This window comes from Embleya sp. AB8, from assembly GCF_049739465.1.
GTDB lineage: Bacteria > Actinomycetota > Actinomycetes > Streptomycetales > Streptomycetaceae > Embleya.
The window spans coordinates 184,926-202,401 of the sequence record NZ_JBMHHY010000018.1; the positions used below are offsets into that span (position 1 = coordinate 184,926).

At 71.7% G+C, this 17,476-nt stretch carries 14 protein-coding genes, 1 tRNA gene and 1 pseudogene; 6 read left to right on the forward strand and 10 right to left on the reverse strand.

The genetic code is table 11. The features are described from left to right. The 3 genes from ABIA38_RS26920 to ABIA38_RS26930 form a co-directional block, all read right to left on the reverse strand. The gene (locus tag ABIA38_RS26920; RefSeq protein WP_424641420.1) at positions 1–2,310 is read right to left on the reverse strand and encodes a hypothetical protein; all 2,310 of its coding nucleotides are present in this window, start codon (positions 2,308–2,310) and stop codon (positions 1–3) included. A 2-nt stretch (positions 2,311–2,312) separates the two neighbouring features. Then, positions 2,313–2,383 (reverse strand) — tRNA-OTHER (locus tag ABIA38_RS26925). Positions 2,384–2,435: 52 nt separating this feature from the next. Beyond that, on the reverse strand, positions 2,436–3,686 hold the full coding sequence (locus tag ABIA38_RS26930) for an MFS transporter (protein ID WP_424641421.1): 1,251 nt from the start codon (positions 3,684–3,686) through the stop codon (positions 2,436–2,438). 70 nt (positions 3,687–3,756) lie between these two features. Between ABIA38_RS26930 and ABIA38_RS26935 the strand changes: the two genes are divergently transcribed. After that, positions 3,757–4,302: a MarR family winged helix-turn-helix transcriptional regulator gene (locus ABIA38_RS26935; RefSeq protein ID WP_424641422.1), complete on the forward strand. Its 546-nt coding sequence runs from the start codon at positions 3,757–3,759 to the stop codon at positions 4,300–4,302. 46 nt (positions 4,303–4,348) lie between these two features. Here the strand turns inward: ABIA38_RS26935 and ABIA38_RS26940 are convergent, their stop codons facing one another. Further along, positions 4,349–5,506, reverse strand: a complete 1,158-nt coding sequence (locus tag ABIA38_RS26940; protein WP_424641423.1) for a methyltransferase — start codon at positions 5,504–5,506, stop codon at positions 4,349–4,351. A gap of 127 nt (positions 5,507–5,633) precedes the next feature. Between ABIA38_RS26940 and ABIA38_RS26945 the strand changes: the two genes are divergently transcribed. Continuing rightward, a complete protein-coding gene (locus tag ABIA38_RS26945; protein ID WP_424641424.1) occupies positions 5,634–6,158 on the forward strand; it encodes a DinB family protein in 525 nt (174 codons plus the stop codon). A 48-nt stretch (positions 6,159–6,206) separates the two neighbouring features. Here ABIA38_RS26945 and ABIA38_RS26950 read toward each other — a convergent pair whose 3' ends face one another. The 4 genes and pseudogenes from ABIA38_RS26950 to ABIA38_RS26965 form a co-directional block, all read right to left on the reverse strand. Beyond that, positions 6,207–7,319, reverse strand: coding sequence for a glycerate kinase (locus ABIA38_RS26950; protein WP_424641425.1), 1,113 nt, complete (start codon positions 7,317–7,319; stop codon positions 6,207–6,209). A gap of 150 nt (positions 7,320–7,469) precedes the next feature. Next, positions 7,470–8,363, reverse strand: coding sequence for a sugar phosphate isomerase/epimerase family protein (locus ABIA38_RS26955; protein ID WP_424641459.1), 894 nt, complete (start codon positions 8,361–8,363; stop codon positions 7,470–7,472). A gap of 141 nt (positions 8,364–8,504) precedes the next feature. Beyond that, positions 8,505–9,680 (reverse strand): dihydrodipicolinate synthase family protein, encoded by a 1,176-nt coding sequence (locus ABIA38_RS26960; protein ID WP_424641426.1) that lies wholly within the window; start codon positions 9,678–9,680, stop codon positions 8,505–8,507. 104 nt (positions 9,681–9,784) lie between these two features. Further along, a pseudogene (locus tag ABIA38_RS26965) lies at positions 9,785–10,930 on the reverse strand (Gfo/Idh/MocA family protein); the annotation flags it as partial. A gap of 177 nt (positions 10,931–11,107) precedes the next feature. On the opposite strand from ABIA38_RS26965, the gene ABIA38_RS26970 reads away from it, so the two are divergent. From ABIA38_RS26970 to ABIA38_RS26980, 3 genes are all read left to right on the forward strand, one after another. Beyond that, the gene (locus ABIA38_RS26970) at positions 11,108–12,208 is read left to right on the forward strand and encodes a LacI family DNA-binding transcriptional regulator (protein WP_424641427.1); all 1,101 of its coding nucleotides are present in this window, start codon (positions 11,108–11,110) and stop codon (positions 12,206–12,208) included. Between the two features lie 130 nt (positions 12,209–12,338). Next, the gene (locus ABIA38_RS26975; RefSeq protein ID WP_424641428.1) at positions 12,339–12,695 is read left to right on the forward strand and encodes a DUF6191 domain-containing protein; all 357 of its coding nucleotides are present in this window, start codon (positions 12,339–12,341) and stop codon (positions 12,693–12,695) included. Positions 12,696–13,252: 557 nt separating this feature from the next. Then, positions 13,253–14,152, forward strand: coding sequence for a quinone oxidoreductase family protein (locus ABIA38_RS26980; RefSeq protein WP_424641429.1), 900 nt, complete (start codon positions 13,253–13,255; stop codon positions 14,150–14,152). Between the two features lie 357 nt (positions 14,153–14,509). Here the strand turns inward: ABIA38_RS26980 and ABIA38_RS26985 are convergent, their stop codons facing one another. Continuing rightward, the gene (locus tag ABIA38_RS26985) at positions 14,510–15,352 is read right to left on the reverse strand and encodes an LppX_LprAFG lipoprotein (RefSeq protein WP_424641430.1); all 843 of its coding nucleotides are present in this window, start codon (positions 15,350–15,352) and stop codon (positions 14,510–14,512) included. A 95-nt stretch (positions 15,353–15,447) separates the two neighbouring features. Further along, a complete protein-coding gene (locus ABIA38_RS26990; protein WP_424641431.1) occupies positions 15,448–16,791 on the reverse strand; it encodes an MFS transporter in 1,344 nt (447 codons plus the stop codon). A gap of 56 nt (positions 16,792–16,847) precedes the next feature. Here ABIA38_RS26990 and ABIA38_RS26995 point away from each other — a divergent pair, with 56 nt between their 5' ends. After that, positions 16,848–17,468 carry a CGNR zinc finger domain-containing protein gene (locus ABIA38_RS26995; RefSeq protein WP_424641432.1) on the forward strand — a complete coding sequence of 207 codons (621 nt, stop codon included), beginning with the start codon at positions 16,848–16,850 and terminating at the stop codon, positions 17,466–17,468. Positions 17,469–17,476 lie beyond the last annotated feature (8 nt).

A 17,476-nucleotide genomic window follows, 5' to 3' on the forward strand; every position in this document is an offset into this window, starting at 1 on the left:
TCACCCCGCGCTCAGCCAGTGTCCGTTCGTCGTCCACCCCACCAACCGCCGGCCCGCCTTGTTCTCCAGCGTCCCGCGCGCGTTGAACCGGCCGCCGGTGGCCACCGCGTGCAGCCCGTACAGCACCGGCGCCAACCGCCGCGCGACATGCGTCGGCTGCCGGTACGCCTCCTCGTACAGCCAGGAGATCACCCCGTCCCGCTCGGCTTCGGCGCACATCGACAGGTGGAACACCAGCTGCCGCCACGCGTACGCCGCGTCCTTGATCGTGCTCAGCGGTCGCGGATGGCCCTGCACCCGAGCCGTCAACCGGCACACCGCAGTGAACGAACGCCGGGCCAGGTCGGCCCAGTTCGGCTCCGCGCCGACCGGTCCGGCCAGTGCGGCCAGGTTGTGCGTGGTCAGGATCTGGGACTGTTCGAGCACCACGCCGTTCGCCGCGACGGACCACCCCGTATCCACCCCGCCCCGCGCCCGGCACAACGCGCCGAACCGGGCCACCGGCGCCGGATCGTACTCGCGCCAGTCCGTCTCCCCGCCCACCGACTCGGCGATGCCCGCGTAGTCGATGTCGAAGTACCGCTCGTACAACGACCCTTCGAGCAGTCGCCCGGCCAGAACCGCAGCCCCCAGGAACTTCGGGGAGAACCGGCCCATGAAGATGTCGGCCGCCAACTCCTCGACCCACGGCACCCGCAACTCGGCACCGGCGGTGAGCTCGGACAACTCGCTGATCAGCGGATTGGGCAGGATCGTCGCCGGAAAGCCGGTCAACGCGAGCTCGCCCAGGTGGGTCAGCGCCGTACGGGCGTTCTCCCGCGCCTGGGTGCCGCCCTCGTGATAGCCGGACACCGCCGCCACCCAGGGCAGTTCCGCGATCCGGACCTGGTGCTCCAGATTCAGCAGCAGCAACGAGCGGCGATTGCGGAAGGCCCGGTGTTGCGCCGTCATCAGCGCCCGCAACGACGCCTCGGGATAGGCCTGCGCCGTGGTCGAGGCGACCAGCTGCGGTACCAACTCGGCCAGTACTTCCGCCGAGGGCACGATGCCCCGCTCGATCAGCGTGCCGACCGGCGCGCTCAGCGCCCGCTCGACCAACTGGCCGATGGCGGGCGGTATTTCCGCGCCCTCGGCGACGCCCGTGCGCTCCTGCTCGGCCGCCGTCACCGGTGCGACCAGGGTGTCCGTGTCGGCGACGCCGGTGTCCTGCGGCAGCTCGGCCAAGCGCCGGACCACCACCCGGGCCAACTCGTGGTGCGTGGGCAGCTTCGCGATGTCGGCCTGCCGGCCACGCAGTTCGGCGTGCGCGGGCGAGTCCGGCACGCCGCGTCGGCGCACCATCGAGTCGACCGCGTACTGGAGCAGCCCGAGCCGACGCGCGTTCAGCGAGCGGCCGGCCACCGTGTCGGCCAGGGCGGCCCGCAGGATGGCCGAATTCTCCTTCGGCTTGCGGTGCTTGCCGCACAGCCGATGCTTCGCGGCCAACGCCCGGTAGCGGGTGAGCAGTTTGCGACCGCGCGGCTGCCAGTCCGGGTCCGGCACGCGCGAGAGCACGCGGCCCGACTCGTCGTCGACGGTCTCCAGCCAGAGTGCGAGGAGTTCGTCGGCGAACGGGTTCCAGACGGTGAGCGCCTCGCGCATCGCCTCGATGGCCGGCTTCGGCCGCCGCTTGGCCAGGTCCGCGCGTGCCTCGCCGACGGTACGCCGATGGGCCATGGTCGGATCCGGCGGCGGGGCCGACGTCGGCTGCGGAGCGAAGCGCAGCCGGTCGGCGAACGGGTCGAGCGTATCGATGAGTTCGAGTGCCCGGCCGCGTTCACCGGCCCAGGCCAACCACGCGACCACAAGCAGCGCGGCCTCCTCGGGCACGGTCACCTCGTAGCGCCCGTGTGCCAGCAGTTCGGTCAACTCGGCAAGGCCCGCGTCGGTGAGGTGATACTCGAACAGCGCCCGGCGGTCGGCCGGTACGCCCACCCGGCGGGCGGTCGCCTTCTCGTGTGCCAGGAGTGGGCCGGCCGCGCTCGCCCGGCCGGTGGCGAAACCGCCGCGGATCACCTCGGGAGTCACCCAGACCGGGAATTCGGCGACCGGCGTCCGCGAACCCACCCGCAGCGACCCGGTCGTCACCCCGCGCAACACCTCACGCCAGCGCACGACCCGCTGCTCGGCGCGCCGGCGCGCGTCCGCGTCCTCGTGACTTGCGGCGGTCCGCAGGGCCTGGGCCAATTGCCGATCGGGGTATCCGTGGCCGGCGGATTCGGGCGTGGGCCCCTGACGCTGTTCAGCACCCTGCTCATCGTTGTCGTTCATAGCCGGCATGGCGGGTTCCGCCCCCGCGCCCTCCGGGTCCAAGCCCGGTGCTCTACTGCTGAGCTACACGCCGTTGACGTTTCGTGCCCCAGGCTAGGTGCGGGCCCGGGGCACGAACAAACACATTATCGGGGTGTGGTTGGTGTGGTTGGTGTGGTTGTGGCGGTGTCGGTCTCGGGTTTCACGGGCTCGGCGCGCACGCCGGCCGATGTGGCCCACACATCCGGCAGCAGCAGCAACGCCGCGTTGGCGGCGGCCACCAGCACTGCCGCGACCAGCAGCGGTGTGGTCGTACCGATCGCTCCGGCGACCGGCGCCGCGACGGCGAAGCCCAGTGGGCGGGCGGCGAAGGAGATCAGCGCGTCGAACGAGCCGACCCGGCCCAACGCCTCCTGGGGGATGCGCTGTTGCATCGTGGTCTCCCACTGCGGAGTCAGCACGCCCAGACCGAACATGCCCAGGAAGTAGGCGGCGGTGACCACCACCATCGGTGCGCGCAGCCCGAACGCGGCGAGCGGGAGGGCGTACAGCGCGGCGCCGATCGCGGTGACCAGGAGCGGGCGGCGGATCGGCAGCCGGGCCGAGCTCCAGACGCCGACCAGCAGGCCGACGGTGCCGACCTGGGCGATGATCACCCACGCACGGTCGCCGCCGAGCCGGTCCACCGCGATCAGCGGGCCGAGGGTGAGCAGGAAGCCGGCCGCCAAGTGCCATACGCCGTGCGTGACTACACTCGCCAGGAACCAGGGATGGCGTTTGGTCTCGACCCAGCCGGCGCGGAACTCGCCGACAAACGGCGCCGGTTCGCGGCGTTCGCGGGTGAGCTGTGGGCGCAGGCCGCCGAACGTGGCCGCCGACGCGACGAACAACACGCCGGTGAGCAGCGAGGACCAGCCCGCGCCGACCGCGAGCATCAGCCCGCCGGCGGCTGCGGGCGCGGCCATCTGGGCAACTCCCTGGACGACGCCGAGTCGGGCGTTGGTGCGCAGCCGGTCCGGCTCGGCCACCACCGCGACCACCAGGGTCCGGATCGCCGAGGTGCCGAAGCCGACGGCGGCCCCGGTGAGCGCGGCCAACACGGCCAGGTCCACGATCCGGACCGGTCCCGCGAGCAGTTCCGCGCCGATGGCCAGTTGGGCGGCGGCGCGTACCAGGTCGGCGATGAGCACCACGCGATGCGGCGGGAAGCGGTCGGCGACCACGCCGGCCACCGGCAGCAGGAGCAACATCGGCAGCAGTTCGCAGGCCAGGACCAGGCCCAGGTCCGAGTCGGACCCGGTGTGTACGAGTGCGAGGGTCAGCGTGGTGGGGATGAGCGCGGTCGCGAAGGCCGCGAGGGTGCGGCCGATCAGCAGCCGGCGCGTGGACGGGGTCATGGGCCCAGAATGTATTTCGTCAGCGAATCATTCGTCAACGAAATACTAGTCGGCGTAGCATAATGACCGAATGCAGGGTGAGGGTGCGAGTGGTGTAGGTGGTGCCGGCGGCGCGGACGGTGAGGACGCGGTCGATCGGCACATCGCGCGCTGGCAGCAACGAGTGCCGTTCGACGAGACGGTGGAGGGCATCGTCACCCGGATGCAGCTGCTGACCAAGCACGTGGCCCAGGCCAAGGGTCGGGTACTGGCCGAAGTCGGGCTACAGGGCTTCGAGTTCGAGACGCTGCACCGGCTGGCCTCGCGCGGCGAGCCGTACCGCGCCACCCCGTCCGAACTGGCCGCCGAACTGATGGTCTCGCCGGCCGGGATCACCGGTCGACTGGACACCCTGGAGAAGGCCGACCTGGTCCGCCGGATCCGCGGCACCGAGGACCGTCGCCGGGTCGATGTCGAACTCACCGAGTCGGGCCGGGCGCGCTGGATGGCCGCGATGAAGCTGATCGGGGTGTCGGAGCACGCGATGCTCGAGACGTTGGACGCGGCCGACCGGGACATACTGAACGGGCTGCTGAAGCGGATGCTGGTACACGTGGAGAACGCCGCCGCCGGGTGAGAAGTGGGGCGGCGTTCCCGAGGTACGTACCTGCTTGCGTACCTGCCTACCTCTTGACCGCTCGCAGCACCACGAACTTCGGGTCGCTCGCCACGATGTCGCAGTTGCCGAAGAGGCGACGCAGCTTGACGTGGTAACCCAGATGCCGGTTGCCGATCACCCACAGTTCGCCGCCGGAGCGCAGCGCCGCGCGCGAGCCGGCGAACATCCGCCACGAGATCGCCTCGGTGGTGGCCCGGTGGGTGTGGAACGGCGGGTTGTTCAGGATCAGATCCACGCTCTCCGCTGGGACGTCCTCGACACCGTCGCCGACCACGAACTCGGCGCCCGCGGCCGAACCCAGGTTCGCCTGGAACGTGGCCCGCGCCGACGCCACCGCCTGATGCGACTCGTCGACGAACAGCACCTCGGAGCGCGGATTGGCCAGCATCGCCGCCGTGCCCACCACGCCGTTGCCGCAGCCCAGGTCCACGACCCGGTCGCGGCCGGTCCGCCGCGGCAGGTTGCGCAGCAGGAAGCGGGTGCCGATGTCGAGCCGGTCGGCGCAGAAGATGCCCGCGTGGTTCGTGGTGACGATCCCGGACGCCGCGCCCAGGTCGGTGGGCAGCGCGTAGCTGCGCGGCCACGGGCTTGCCACGCGCGGGAGGGCGGGGTCGGGCGTACAGAAGATCAGCCGGGCCTTGCGCACCGCCAGTGAGGTCCGGGTCGGGCCGATGATCCGCTCGAAGAGCTTGAGCGTGGAGGTGTGGATCTCGGTGGTCATGCCGGTGCCGACCACGACGGTGTCCGCGTGTACGCCCGGGGCGAGTCGGTGCAGCTGGTCCTCGAGCAGGGCCAGGTTCTTCGGGACCCGGACGATCAGTACGTCGATCCGGTCCGGCGGCGCGTCCCGCGTGGACAGCAGCCGTACCCAGTCCGGGTCCGCTTCGTTGCGGTCGAGGTTGGCCCGGGTGGCCTCCTGGCCCAGGTACGAGTCGCTGATCTGTACCGGCCGGGACTCGGCCAGCGCGGTGGTCAGCGCGCCCCACCGGTCGCCCAGTACGACGACGTTGCCGGACAGGTCCGTCGGCTTGGCGTCGTCGATCCCGGCGAGGTGCCGCAGCACGTACTCGTCGGCCGCGTCCCACGCACGCAGCAGCTCGCGGGGGTCCTCGGGGTAACGGGTGAGCTCGAACTCGCCGGACGGCGCAGAAAAACGGTTCATTGTGCGCTCAGCCTAGCCGGGCGGCGCCGGAGCGGGCCGCACGCCACGGGCGCCGTGCTGGTGGTGCGTCGTGCCCGGCGGCGGAAAATGCCGGCGAGCGGTGAGCCGAGTCACTACGTTCGCGTCCATGACGTCTCCCACGCCCCCCTCGCGTACCCGTCCCGCCTATGCCGCCGACGAGCGGACCCAACTGCTGGAATGGCTCGACATGCATCGGGCGATCATTCATTGGAAATGCGCGGGGTTGTCCGACGAGGACGCCCATCGGGTGGTGATCCCGACTTCGCCGTTGATGACCGTCGCAGGTCTCGTCTCGCATTTGCGATGGGTCGAACACTGTTGGTTCGAGGTCATCTTGATGGGGCGGCCCGCGATCGGCCCGCAGTTCGACGAGGGCGTCGAGGACGGCGACATGCGTGTCGAAGGGGTGCCGCTGGAGCAGCTGTTGCGGGAGTACACGGCGCAGTGCGCGATCTCCGACGAGCTCATCGCGGCCCATGGGTTGGACGACGTGAGCCGACAGCAGGACTTCCGGGCCGGGGCGGCGACGCTGCGGTGGATCCTGCTGCACATGATCGAGGAGACCGCCCGGCATGCGGGTCATCTGGACATCGTGCGGGAACTGGTCGACGGGTCGAAGGGGTACTACTGACGCGGCGTCGGACCTGCCGTGCCGTGCGTCGGGCCCGGGTGGGCGGCCTCAGGTCGCGTGGTTCGGGCGGATCCGGCCGGCCAGTTCGGTACCGGCTCGGCGGAGCCAACGTACGGCGTCGGTCTGGGCCGCCGTCGCGGAGCCGGCCAGGTCGGCCAGGCCGATCGACGCGGTGACGCTCGGGGGCGGAGGCGCGGCGATCGAACCGGCGACCAGGGCCACCGGGGTGTCGGCGGCGCGATGGGCGAGGTCGAGCACCGTACCCACGACCTTGCCGCGCATCGAGGTCGCGTCGAACCGGCCCTCGCCGGTGATCACGAGGTCCGCGTCGGCCAACGCGGCGGGCAGGCCCGCGAGTTCGGCGACGCGGGTGGCGCCGGGCACGATCACCGCGTGCCACGCGGCGGCCAGGCCGTATGCCGTCCCGCCGGCCGCACCGGCGCCGGGCGCGCCCGGATCGCCGCCGAGCAGGTCCGCCAGGCGGGCCAGACCCGCGTCCAGGTCGGCGACCTGGTCGGCGGACGCGCCCTTTTGTGGGCCGAACACGGCGGCGGCACCGGCCGGGCCGAGCAGCGGGTTGGTGACGTCGGTGAGGATCTGTACGCCGCCGGGCGGCGGGGGCGCCAGCCGGGTCCGGTCGATGGCCGCGAGCCGCGCCAACGCGCCTCCACCGTAGGGCAGTTCCCGGCCGTCGGCGGCTCGGAAGCGGGCGCCGAGCGCGGCCAGCGCACCGGACCCGCCGTCCGTCGAGGCCGAGCCGCCCACCGCGACCACCAGGGCGGACACGCCGTCGCGCAGCGCCGACCGGAGCACCATGCCGAGCCCGACGGTATGCGCACCCATCGGGTCGAGCGCGCCACCCAGCAGCGGCAATCCGGAGACACCGGCCAACTCGACGACCCCGCTGCCGTCCGGCATCCGCAACCACGCGGCATCCACGGCCCGCCCGTCCGGCCCCGGCGCCCCGAGCACCGGCACCCGAACCGCCCCCGGAACGGCCCGCGCCACCGCGTCGAGCGTGCCCTCACCACCATCGGCCAGCGGCACCAACACGACCTCGTCACCGGGACGTTCGTGCAACCAGCCCTCGGCGAGCGCGGCGGCGGCCAGGTCCGCCGGGACGGTCCCCTTGAACGAGTCGGGGGCGAAGACGATCCGCATGGCGGGGGTACCTTTTTCTTCGGGTCGTTGGGACAACCGGCTTCTTCGGGTCGTTGGGACAACCGGCAGGCGGGCCGGCGGCTCGGTGGTGACGTCGGGCCCGGCGAGGGGGGATGCTCCGATAGACGTCGGGGGATGCTCCGGTAGACGTCAGTCGAGCAGCTCGGACACGTAGCGCCGCTTGAGCGTATCCACCACCGCGTCGCCGTCGGCTGCCCAGACGTCGGCATTGAAGATCTCCACCTCGATGTCGCCGGTGTACCCGGCCGCCTCGACCGCCGCCGCCATCGGCCGGAAGTCGATGGTGCCGTCGCCCATCATGCCTCGGGCGAGCAGGACGTCGGCCGGGAGGGGAAGCACCCAGTCGCAGATCTGGAAGGAGGCGATTCGGGCGCCGGCGCCGGCACGGGCGATCGCGGCCGGCAGGTACGGGTCCCACCACACGTGGAACGAGTCCACCACCACCCCGACCTGTGCGACCGGGTGCGGTTCGGCCAGGTCGAGAGCCTGGTCCAGGGTGGCGAGTACGGCGCGGTCGGCGCAGTACATCGGGTGCAGCGGTTCCAGCGCGAGCCGGACACCGTGCGCGCCCGCGTACGGCGCGAGTTCGGCCAGCGCCTCGGCGACCCGCTCCCGCGCGCCCGGCAAGTCCCGGTCCCCGGCGGGCAGTCCGCCGACCACCAGGACCAGACAGGCCGCCGCCAACGTCGCGGCCTCCTCGATGGCGCGCCGGTTGTCCGCGATCGCCTCGGCCCGGGCGGCGGGCTCACGGGCCGTCAGGAAGCCGCCCCGGCAGAGGGAGGACACCCGCAATCCGGCGTCGCGGACCAGCTTCGCCGACTCGGCCAAACCGGTCTCGGCGACCTTGTCCCGCCACAGGCCGATCGCGGGCAGGCCGGCCCGGACACAACCGTCGACCGCCTCGGGCAACGACCAGGCGCGCGTGGTCCATTGGTTGAGGGAGAGCCGGGCCAGGCGGGGGTCACCGGGCGGGGGAGTGGGTGTGCCGGCGGGCCTGCCGCTCGGTACGTCCAGGATGTTCATATTCATGTTCAGGTTCATGTCCGTATCCATGTCCATGCCCGTGCCCGTGCCCGTGCTTGTGCTCCCGTGGTCGCGAGCGTTGTCCGCCCGGTCTCGGCTTCGGCCGCCATGCCCGTCGCGTACGTCGCCATCACGTCGCCATCACGTCCCCACCCCCGCGACCGTCAACAGCGACCGCATCCGGCCGAGCGCCAGGTCCGGGTCCGGCAACAGTCCCGCCGCGTCGGCGAGGCGGTAGGCCTGGGCCAAGTGCGGGATGGAGCGGGCCGATTGGGCACCGGCGATCATGGTGAAGGCGGGTTGCCGGCCGGTGAGCCAGGCCAGGAACACGATGCCGGTCTTGTAGTGGTAGGTGGGCGCGGCGAACAGGTGCCGGGACAGCGGGACCGTCGGCGCCAACAGGGCGTCGTAGCCGGCCGCATCGCCCGCGTCCAGCGCGCGCAGCGCACCCGCCGCGACCGGGGCGATCGCGTCGAAGATGCCGAGGAGGGCGTGGCTGAAGTGCCCGCCGTCGCCCCGGATCAGCTCCGGGTAGTGGAAGTCGTCGCCGGTGTAGAGCCGCACTCCGGAAGGGAGTTGGGCGCGCAGCCGGACCTCGTGGTCGCGGTCGAGGAGGGAGACCTTGACCCCGTCGACGCGGTCCGCGTGTTCGCGGATCAGCTCCAGGAACACCTCGGTCGCCGTGTCCACGTCGGTCGAGCCCCAGTAGCCGGCCAACGCCGGGTCGAACACCTCGCCCAGCCAGTGCAGCACGACCGGGCGGCGCACCTGGCGCAGCAGTGCGTCGTACACCCACCGATAGTCCTGCGGGCCGCGTGCGGTCGCGGCCAGCTGACGGCTCGCCATGAGCACGACCTTGGCGCCCGATTCCTCGACCACGGCGATCTGTTCCGTGTAGGCCGCGAGGATTTGATCGAGGGTCAGGTCACCGGCGCCGGCGTGATCGGTGCCCGCGCCGCACGCGATGAGCGTGTATGGATCGCCGACCGTGGCCGCTTCCGCCGCGCTGCGCCGGATCAGTTCGGCGGTGGCGGGCCAGTCCAGGCCCATGTTCCGCTGGGCGGTGTCCATCGCGTCGGCGACGGCGAAACCGTGCGACCACAGGTGGTGACGGAACGCGAGGGTGGCGGTCCAGTCGACGGCGGCCGGGCGGCCGGGGGTGTTGTCGGCGAGGGGGTCGGCCACGACATGCGCGGCGGCGTACGCGGTGCGGGTGCGGAAGGCCGGGCCGCCGGGGGCCGCGCCGAGGTAGCGTCCGGTGGGCTCGTACGGCTCGAGGGTGCCGCCCGGCGTGGGCAGCAACAGGCGGGCGGTCATGCGGACTTCCCGTCGGCCCGGGCGGTGTGCGCTCCGCCGGACCGGCCGGCGAAATCTCCGCCGGACTTGCCGGCCGAATCTCCGTCGAACTTCCCGTCGAGTACCGGAAGTTCCACCCGGCGGCCCTCGGCCGACGAGCGCAGGCCGCACTCGGCCAGCTGTACGCCGCGCGCGCCCGCGAGGAAGTCGAACGCGAACGGCTCGTCGGCCACCACGTGCCGGACGAAGTCCTCCCACTGCACCTTGAAGCCGTTGTCGAAGCCATTCTCGCCCGCGTTGTCCGGCACCTCCTGCCACTGGTCCCGGAACGGCTCCGTGACCGGAAGGTCCGGATTCCATACCGGAGTCGGCGTCGCCGAGCGGTGCTGGACCCGGCAGCGGCGCAGGCCGGCGACCGCGCTGCCCTCAGTACCGTCCACCTGGAACTCCACCAGTTCGTCCCGGTTCACCCGGACCGCCCAGGACGAGTTGATCTGGGCGACGATCCCGCCCGCGAGCTCGAAGATGCCGTACGCCGAGTCGTCGGCGGTCGCCGCGTACTCGCGCCCCTGCTCGTCCCACCGAGTCGGGATGTGCGTGACCGCCTTCGCGGTGACCGCCTCGACCCGGCCGAACAGGTTCTCCAGTACGTAGGACCAGTGGCAGAACATGTCCACGACGATGCCGCCGCCGTCCTGGGCCCGGTAGTTCCAACTCGGCCGCTGTGCGGGCTGCCAGTCGCCCTCGAATACCCAGTAGCCGAACTCGCCGCGTACGGACAGGATTCGGCCGAAGAAGCCGCCGTCGATCAGCCGACGCAGCTTGACCAGGCCGGGCAGGAACAGCTTGTCCTGGACGACGCCGTGCTTGACGCCGGCGGCGTTCGCGGCCCGGGCCAGATCGAGGGCGCCGTCGAGGGTCTCGGCGGTCGGCTTCTCGGTGTAGACGTGCTTCCCGGCCGCGATGGCCGCGTGGATCGCCTGCTCGCGCGCGGTGGTCACCTGCGCGTCGAAGTAGATCGAGTTGGCCGGGTCGGCCAGCGCCGTGTCCAGGTCCGTGGTCCACGCGGTGAGGCCGTGCCGGTCGGCGATCGTGCGCAGCTTGTCCGCGTCGCGGCCGACCAGGACGGGTTCGAGGACGATCCGGGACCCGTCGGCGAGCGCGACGCCGCCCTGCTCGCGGATGGCCAGGATCGAGCGGACCAGATGCTGGCGGTAGCCCATCCGGCCGGTGACGCCGTTCATCACGACGCCGAGGGTTTGGGTGCGCATGGTGGCCTTTCGGGGGCGGGTGGGTCGTACAAGTCGGGAAAGCGCTTTCCCGTAAGTTAGAGCGGCGCGCCGATCGGGTCAAGAGACCGGTGGGGATGAGGGCCTGGTGATCAACCTCCCCTCGCCACCTCACGGGTACGCGCTTTCCATCCACCATCCGGTCGCTACCCTGTGCCCATGCCGACTCCGACGCCCGATGCGCCCGTGACCCGCCCGGCGGGACCCGTCACCCTCCAGCAGGTGGCGGAGCGTGCCGGGGTGTCCTCGGCCACCGCCTCCCGGGCCCTGCACGGCAGCAGCGGGACCCGGATCGTGGGGGAGGAACTACGCAGGCGGGTCCAGGACGCCGCGCGCGAACTGCGCTACGTCTCCAACGCGCCCGCCCAGGCGCTGGCCCGCTCGACGACGAGCGTGGTGGGCGTGGTCGTGCACGATGTCGCCGACCCGTACTTCGCGGCCATCGCCGCCGGTGCGATGGGTGTGGCCCGGGAGCACGGCCTCCTGGTGATGTTGGCCGCCACGTTCCGCGACCCCGAACTCGAACTGGACTATCTGGCCCGGCTGCGCGCCCAACGTGCCCGTGCGGTCGTACTGGCCGGCAGTGGCTTCGCCGACCGCGAGTTCACCCGCCGCCTGGCCGCCGAGGTGGACGCCTACCGGGCCGACGGGGGCCACGTGGTCTCGGTCGGTTCGCACGGGATCGCGTGCGACACCGTCCGCCCCGCGAACCGGGCCGGCGCCGCGCTCGCCGTCCGGCACCTGTACGACCTGGGCCATCGCCGGTTCGGCCTTGTGTCCGGCCCGCGCGCGCTGACCACGGTACGCGACCGCCTGGACGGCGCCCGCCGCCAACTCCGCGCGCTGGGCCTGCCGTTGCCACCCGGGCGGGTGGTCGACGGCGGCTTCACCCGGGACGCGGCCCGAACCGCCGCCCGCACGCTGTTGACCCGCGAACCCGAACTCACCGCGCTGGTCGTCCTCAACGACGTCATGGCCGCCGGCGTGCTGGCCGCCCTCCGCGACGACCTGGGCCTACGCGTCCCCGACGATGTCTCGGTGATCGGCTTCGACGACCTCCCCTTCGCCGCCGACCTGAACCCACCACTGACCACCGTCCGCCTGCCCTTGGCCGACATCGGCGCCCAGGCAATGCAGATGATCCTGACCGGCCCCACGATCACCCCCCGCACGGTGGACCTGAACGCGGAACTGGTCACCCGAACCAGCACGGGCCCGGCAGCGGCTTCGCCGGGCGACCCGTCCAACCCGAAGCGGTAGCCCGCAGGACGGGGGACAACCGGGCCGAGACCACACCACCGCCCGCGCCATGGCCATCGGGCGGGCCGGGACCGGGAGTTGCGCGTAGCCGCACCCGGAACGGATCCGCCGCCGGGCCCGTTGGCCGAACATGATGATGATGCTGAGCCTGCTCACCATGGCGGTGCTGGTGATGGTGCCCTTCACCCTGGCCGCGCTGCGCCAGATGGTGCAGCGCGCGGGCCGACCCGCCTGGTTGGCCCGCCGCTTCGCCACCCGGGGCCCCTCCAGCAGCGGCATGGGCGCGGCCGGCGCCCAGGAACTCCTGGCCCTGATGAACCCCAACAAACACGTGGAACGCGAACAACGCGAAACCGACCAGGTCCTACGCATCGACGCCAACTCCGCCGCCCCACCCCACACGGTCGTCAACCTGGACACCCAAAGAGTCGTCATCCGCCGCACGCCGCCACCCACCACCGGGCCAAGCCCGTACCGGCAAGGATGAAGGCCGCAGGCGGTTCGCAACGCGAGCGCACGCCCGCCGCACCCTCGGGCCCGCGTCCTGAGCAACGGCGTCGCAGACCTCGCCCCGCGATACGCTTGCTGACGGACGCCCTGGACTCCGTGCGGGCCGTCGTCGGACACCTCGGCATCGAAGACGACGCGCACACCGCGGAGTTGTGTACGGACGCGGTCGCCGCCCGGCGAGCCGACGCGTCAACGACCGACTGACCACCGACCGACAATCGACCTGGTGCCGCGTCCGCCGGCGTGGACCGACTGTTGGCGCGACCTCCTGCTTGGCCGACGGGACGCTGTTGTGCCCGATTCTCCGGACCGGTGCCCCGGGAGCGCGGGAACGAGTCGGCCTGCGCCGTTGCGTTGCCGGGATGAGGATCGATCGGAAGCCGATACTCGACCGGCCCTTCCCTGACTACCCTGCACTCAAGGCCGGCGCTCCCCGGGGGCGGAGGGCTCTGCGGACGAATGGGGAGATACGTGCGAGCGGTCCAGATCAGCGAGTTCGGTGGATCCGATGTCCTCCGGATGGTCGATTTACCCATGCCGACGCCGGAACCCGCGCGACCGGTTCTCATCAAGGTGGATCGCGCCGGGGTGAACTTCGCGGATGTCCACCGTCGGCAGGGCATCTACATAGCGGACACTCCGTTGCCCTACGTCCTGGGCAGCGAAGTCGTCGGCCGGCGCGTCGACACCGGCGAACGAGTCCTGGCGGTGGCGCCGAGCGGAGGCGGCTACGCGGAATATGCGCTCGCCCCCGAGTCGACTACGTTCACCGTCCCCGACGGGATCGACGACGGCTCGGCACTGGCGCTGGCCGTGCAGGGAAACACCGCCTGGCACATCCTGCACACCAGCGCGCGGCTGCAACGCGGCGAATCCGTCGCGGTGCTCGCCGCCGCAGGCGGCCTGGGCACGTTGGCGATTCAACTCGCTCGACACGCCGGCGCCGGCCGCATCATCGCGGTGGCGTCCACGCCCGCCAAGCGTGAGTTCGCCATGAAGCTGGGCGCGCACGCCGCCGTGGACTCCTCCGATGTCGAACACCTCACCGAGGCGCTGATCGAAGCCAACGGCGGAGAACGCCTCGACGTGGTACTCGAGATGGCCGGAAGCGACTCGGCCCGGGCCGCGTTGGAGGCGCTCGCGGTCTTCGGGCGGCTCGTGGTCTTCGGCTTCGCGAGCGGGCGCACCGCCACGTTGGACACGAGGGACGTATTGCTCCGGAACCGGAGCGTGATCGGGTTCGTCCTCCCGAGGATCTATCCGGTCCCCGGCATGCTTGCCCATTCCATGGGGGAGTTGTGGGATGCCGCGCGCTCCGGCGCGATCGTTCCACACGTGGGCGGCGAATACCCACTGAGCCAGGCCCGCCGCGCCCACGACGACATCCAGGGGCGCCGAACGATCGGAAAACTGGTGCTCGATCCGGCGCGATGAGGCGGTCGGAACGGGCAGTCCCGTGCTGTTCGAGCCGCATGACGCGCTTCCCGACGCCCGGTCGCGTCGCTGACCGGCGAGTTGCCGATCTTGCTGCCCCGAACGCAGACCGCGCTGGTCAGCCGGCGGTCCACCCCACGCATGTGGGGAGTCAACTTGCCGAGCCACGGGTTCTCTCGGCCGATACGGGTTCGTGATGGGATCCAACGGTAATTGGGCAAGTGCTCGCCTGGTTCGCGTGTTTGGCAGGCGAAGGGTGGTTGTTGTTCGTCTCGTTCGGCGGTTCCTCCCTTCGGTTCCGTGGTCGCATTTGCCACGGTATCGAGGTGCCGGCGGGCTCATCTGCCCGATTGGGGGTCAGCCGTTGAGGACACCGGTGAGGGACTGGACGCGCACGACTTGGTCGAGCGCCGGGGCGGTGGCCTGGACCGGGGTGCCGAGTTGGGTGAGGGTTGACGTGGTGGTTACGTCGCCTCCCGCCATACGCAAGGTCATTCGGGTGCGGATCACGCGGCCGGCCGAGTCCACCCATACGTCGGTGGGGACACGTAGGTCGCTGTCGATCTCCCGCATACCGGTGCGTACCTTCTCGGCCATGCGCAGGAGGATCGCGTCGCCGACGAGGACCCCGCGGTAGTGGGTGGTGGTGACCCCGTCGACATCCTCGCGGCCGACGTTGGCCGCCTCGCGGATAGCGGTGACCTGTTCCAGGTAGTGCTCGGGGTCGTTCAGCGGTGCGCGGAGCAAGTAGTGGGCTTCGGCGGCGTCCCGGGGCATTGTGGCCCACTTGCCGTCCAGTTGGGGAATGTTCGACACGTAGACCTGGCCGTCGGCGAAGACCTCGTCGGTGTGGCTGATGCCACCCTCGGGGAAGTCCACCGCGATGTTGCCCCGGTCGCCTGCGAAGTCGAAGTCGCCGGCCATCGTCAGAGTGAAGTGCTTGTCGGTTGTGCCCAGTTCGAGTTTCTGGACGAAGTGGGCGCTGGTGTTACGGGTGGCGGATATCGCGGTGCGCAGCACTTTGCCCGCTTCCTCGGTCGCCGACTGCGTGGGGCTGCTCGTCGGAGAGCGGGAGGAGGATGCCGGCGAGGTCGAGCCGGGTGTGGCACCTACGGCCTGCTTGCCGGTGGTGTCGCCGGCGGCGGAACAGCCGGAGCAGAAGGACACGGCGGCGGCAAGGATTGCGAGGCGACGACGCATGACTCTCCGGGGATCACGTGGATGAATGAGACGACGTCGGCATGGGGTTCGCGCGCAGTCGAAGTGAGAGCTTGCCACATTGGTTCGGATCGGGATTACCCGGCTCGCCGGCTTGGATTCGGGCCCTCCCCGACGGACGCTCGGCTGACATCCTCGGGCCCCCGGCCGGCGCGGGCCCTTGACGAGTGCAGCGTCGCTCGCAGCCACGATCTGCCTCCAGCTCCGGGTCCGGTCGCAACTCCCCTCTCGTTGATGCTCGTTGTCTCCGTACGCCGCCGTCGGGACGCCAGAGTCATCGCCGCGAAGGCCAGCGTTGCCAAAGTCTCGAAGCCTGCTGCCGTGGTCAGGGCCAGGGTCGGGGTGTCGGTGGTCAGTTCTGCGGTGAGGGCTGCGCCTGCGGCGAAGGAGGTGATCTTCAGGCTGGCGCCGGTGGTGAAGATTCGGCTGCGGAGGGCTGCCGGGGACTCGCGGTGGCGGATGGTGAACAGGGCGGTGAGTTGGGGGCCTTCGGCCATGCCCGCCAGGAGCATTGCGGCGATTACCGGGATCGGGCGGGCCGTTGCCGCGAGGAGGAATGCGGTGGCCAGGAGGAGGGGGCTGAGCCACATGATGGTGTCCGGGCGGATGGAGTCGGCGTGCCGGGACAGGATCGCGTTGGTGGTCAGGGCGGAGGCGGCCAGAACCGACAGCAGGATCGTGCCGTGGGCCGCCTGTCCGAAGGCCCGTTCGCCGAGTAGTGGGCTCGTGGCCAACAGGATGCCCTGGCCGACGCACGACAACATCGACGCGGCCGTGGCCCGGGCCAGTGGCCGACTGCGCACGATGGCCCGGAAGCCCGCCGCCAAGTCCGCGGCCACCGACCCGGGCGGCGCCGTTCGCTCCGCCGCCGGCAGGCCCCAGGCCGCCGGCAGTGCCAGGCAGATCAGCACGATCGCCGCGAGCACCGCCGCCGACGCGCCGGCCAGGCCCGCCAGTACACCGGCCAGGGCCGGACCGGCCAGGCTCGCCAGGTTGAACGTCATCGCGTCGCACGCGGTGGCCCGCGGCAGGTCCTCCGGGCCCACCACGCGCGGCAGTTGCGACGTCCAGCCGCCGCTCAGGGCCGGCCCGAGCAACCCCGCGCCGACCGCGACCAGCAGCGTGACCGGGAGCGGCGCCAGGCCCAGGGCCGCCAGGATCACGCCGAGCCCCGCCGCGTAGCCGACCAGGGCGCCGGCCAGCAGTCGGCCCGGCCGCGCCGACCGGTCGAGCAGTACGCCGAACACCGGCCCGCCGACCGCCGCCGCCGCGGTCACCGCGGCGAGCAGCGTCGACGCGGTGGCCGCCGATCCGGTGACCGCGAGTCCGGCCAGGAGCAGGGCCGGCCCCGACATCTCGTCCCCCGTACGGGCTGCCGCCGCCCCGGCCGTGTACGACCACATTCCGACTCGCTCGCGCATGCCCGGCACGCTACACAGGTAACTCAATCCTGCACCAGATGCGTTACATTCCCATCATGCCGCACCCCACCGACAGCCACCCCGCCAGCCGGCCCACGAGCCCTGCCGGCAGCGCCGGTACCGGCGACGACCGATCCACCCGCCACTCCGTCCAGGCCGTCGCCCGCCGCACCGTCGCCCTGGTCAACGCCCTGACCACCACCGACCCACCGCACCACACACCCCCGACGGCCATCGCCGAACTCCTGCGCGAGCACGGCGAATCCGAGCCGATCCAGCTCACCCCCACCGACGTCACCGACCTGCGCGCCGCCGCGCTGCTGCTGCGCCCGGTCTTCGCCGCCGAGGACGTCGACGCCGCCGCCGGCGTGCTCAACCGCCTGCTCCGGCGCAGCCGAGGCGCCCTCCGACTCACCTCCCACGCCGGCCGCAGCCCCTGGCACCCGCACCTGGACAGCGACGACGACGCACCCTGGGGCGAATGGTTCCTGGCCTCGTCCTGCCTGGCCCTGACCATGCTGGTCTGGGACCGCCAACGCCCACCCGGCGGCATCTGCGCCTCGCCGAGCTGCCGGCACGTGTACACCAACGAGGGCAGCGGCCCACCCCGCCGCTACTGCTCCCGCCGCTGCGCCACCCGCGAACGTGTGGCGGCCCACCGCCGCGCCCACGCATAGGCCGCGCC

Bases quoted from the DNA above. Each gene is read 5' to 3' on its own strand.
- ABIA38_RS26945 (WP_424641424.1), top strand. From the start codon at position 5,634: ATGACGTCTCCCACGCCCCCCTCGCGTACCCGTCCCGCCTATGCCGCC.
- ABIA38_RS26920 (WP_424641420.1), bottom strand. From the start codon at position 2,310: ATGAACGACAACGATGAGCAGGGTGCTGAACAGCGTCAGGGGCCCACG.
- ABIA38_RS26995 (WP_424641432.1), top strand. From the start codon at position 16,848: ATGCCGCACCCCACCGACAGCCACCCCGCCAGCCGGCCCACGAGCCCT.
- ABIA38_RS26955 (WP_424641459.1), bottom strand. From the start codon at position 8,363: ATGAACATCCTGGACGTACCGAGCGGCAGGCCCGCCGGCACACCCACT.
- ABIA38_RS26940 (WP_424641423.1), bottom strand. From the start codon at position 5,506: ATGAACCGTTTTTCTGCGCCGTCCGGCGAGTTCGAGCTCACCCGTTAC.
- ABIA38_RS26990 (WP_424641431.1), bottom strand. From the start codon at position 16,791: ATGCGCGAGCGAGTCGGAATGTGGTCGTACACGGCCGGGGCGGCGGCA.
- ABIA38_RS26980 (WP_424641429.1), top strand. From the start codon at position 13,253: ATGCCGACGCCGGAACCCGCGCGACCGGTTCTCATCAAGGTGGATCGC.
- ABIA38_RS26975 (WP_424641428.1), top strand. From the start codon at position 12,339: ATGATGATGATGCTGAGCCTGCTCACCATGGCGGTGCTGGTGATGGTG.
- ABIA38_RS26950 (WP_424641425.1), bottom strand. From the start codon at position 7,319: ATGCGGATCGTCTTCGCCCCCGACTCGTTCAAGGGGACCGTCCCGGCG.
- ABIA38_RS26985 (WP_424641430.1), bottom strand. From the start codon at position 15,352: ATGCGTCGTCGCCTCGCAATCCTTGCCGCCGCCGTGTCCTTCTGCTCC.
- ABIA38_RS26970 (WP_424641427.1), top strand. From the start codon at position 11,108: ATGCCGACTCCGACGCCCGATGCGCCCGTGACCCGCCCGGCGGGACCC.
- ABIA38_RS26935 (WP_424641422.1), top strand. From the start codon at position 3,757: ATGCAGGGTGAGGGTGCGAGTGGTGTAGGTGGTGCCGGCGGCGCGGAC.
- ABIA38_RS26960 (WP_424641426.1), bottom strand. From the start codon at position 9,680: ATGACCGCCCGCCTGTTGCTGCCCACGCCGGGCGGCACCCTCGAGCCG.
- ABIA38_RS26930 (WP_424641421.1), bottom strand. From the start codon at position 3,686: ATGACCCCGTCCACGCGCCGGCTGCTGATCGGCCGCACCCTCGCGGCC.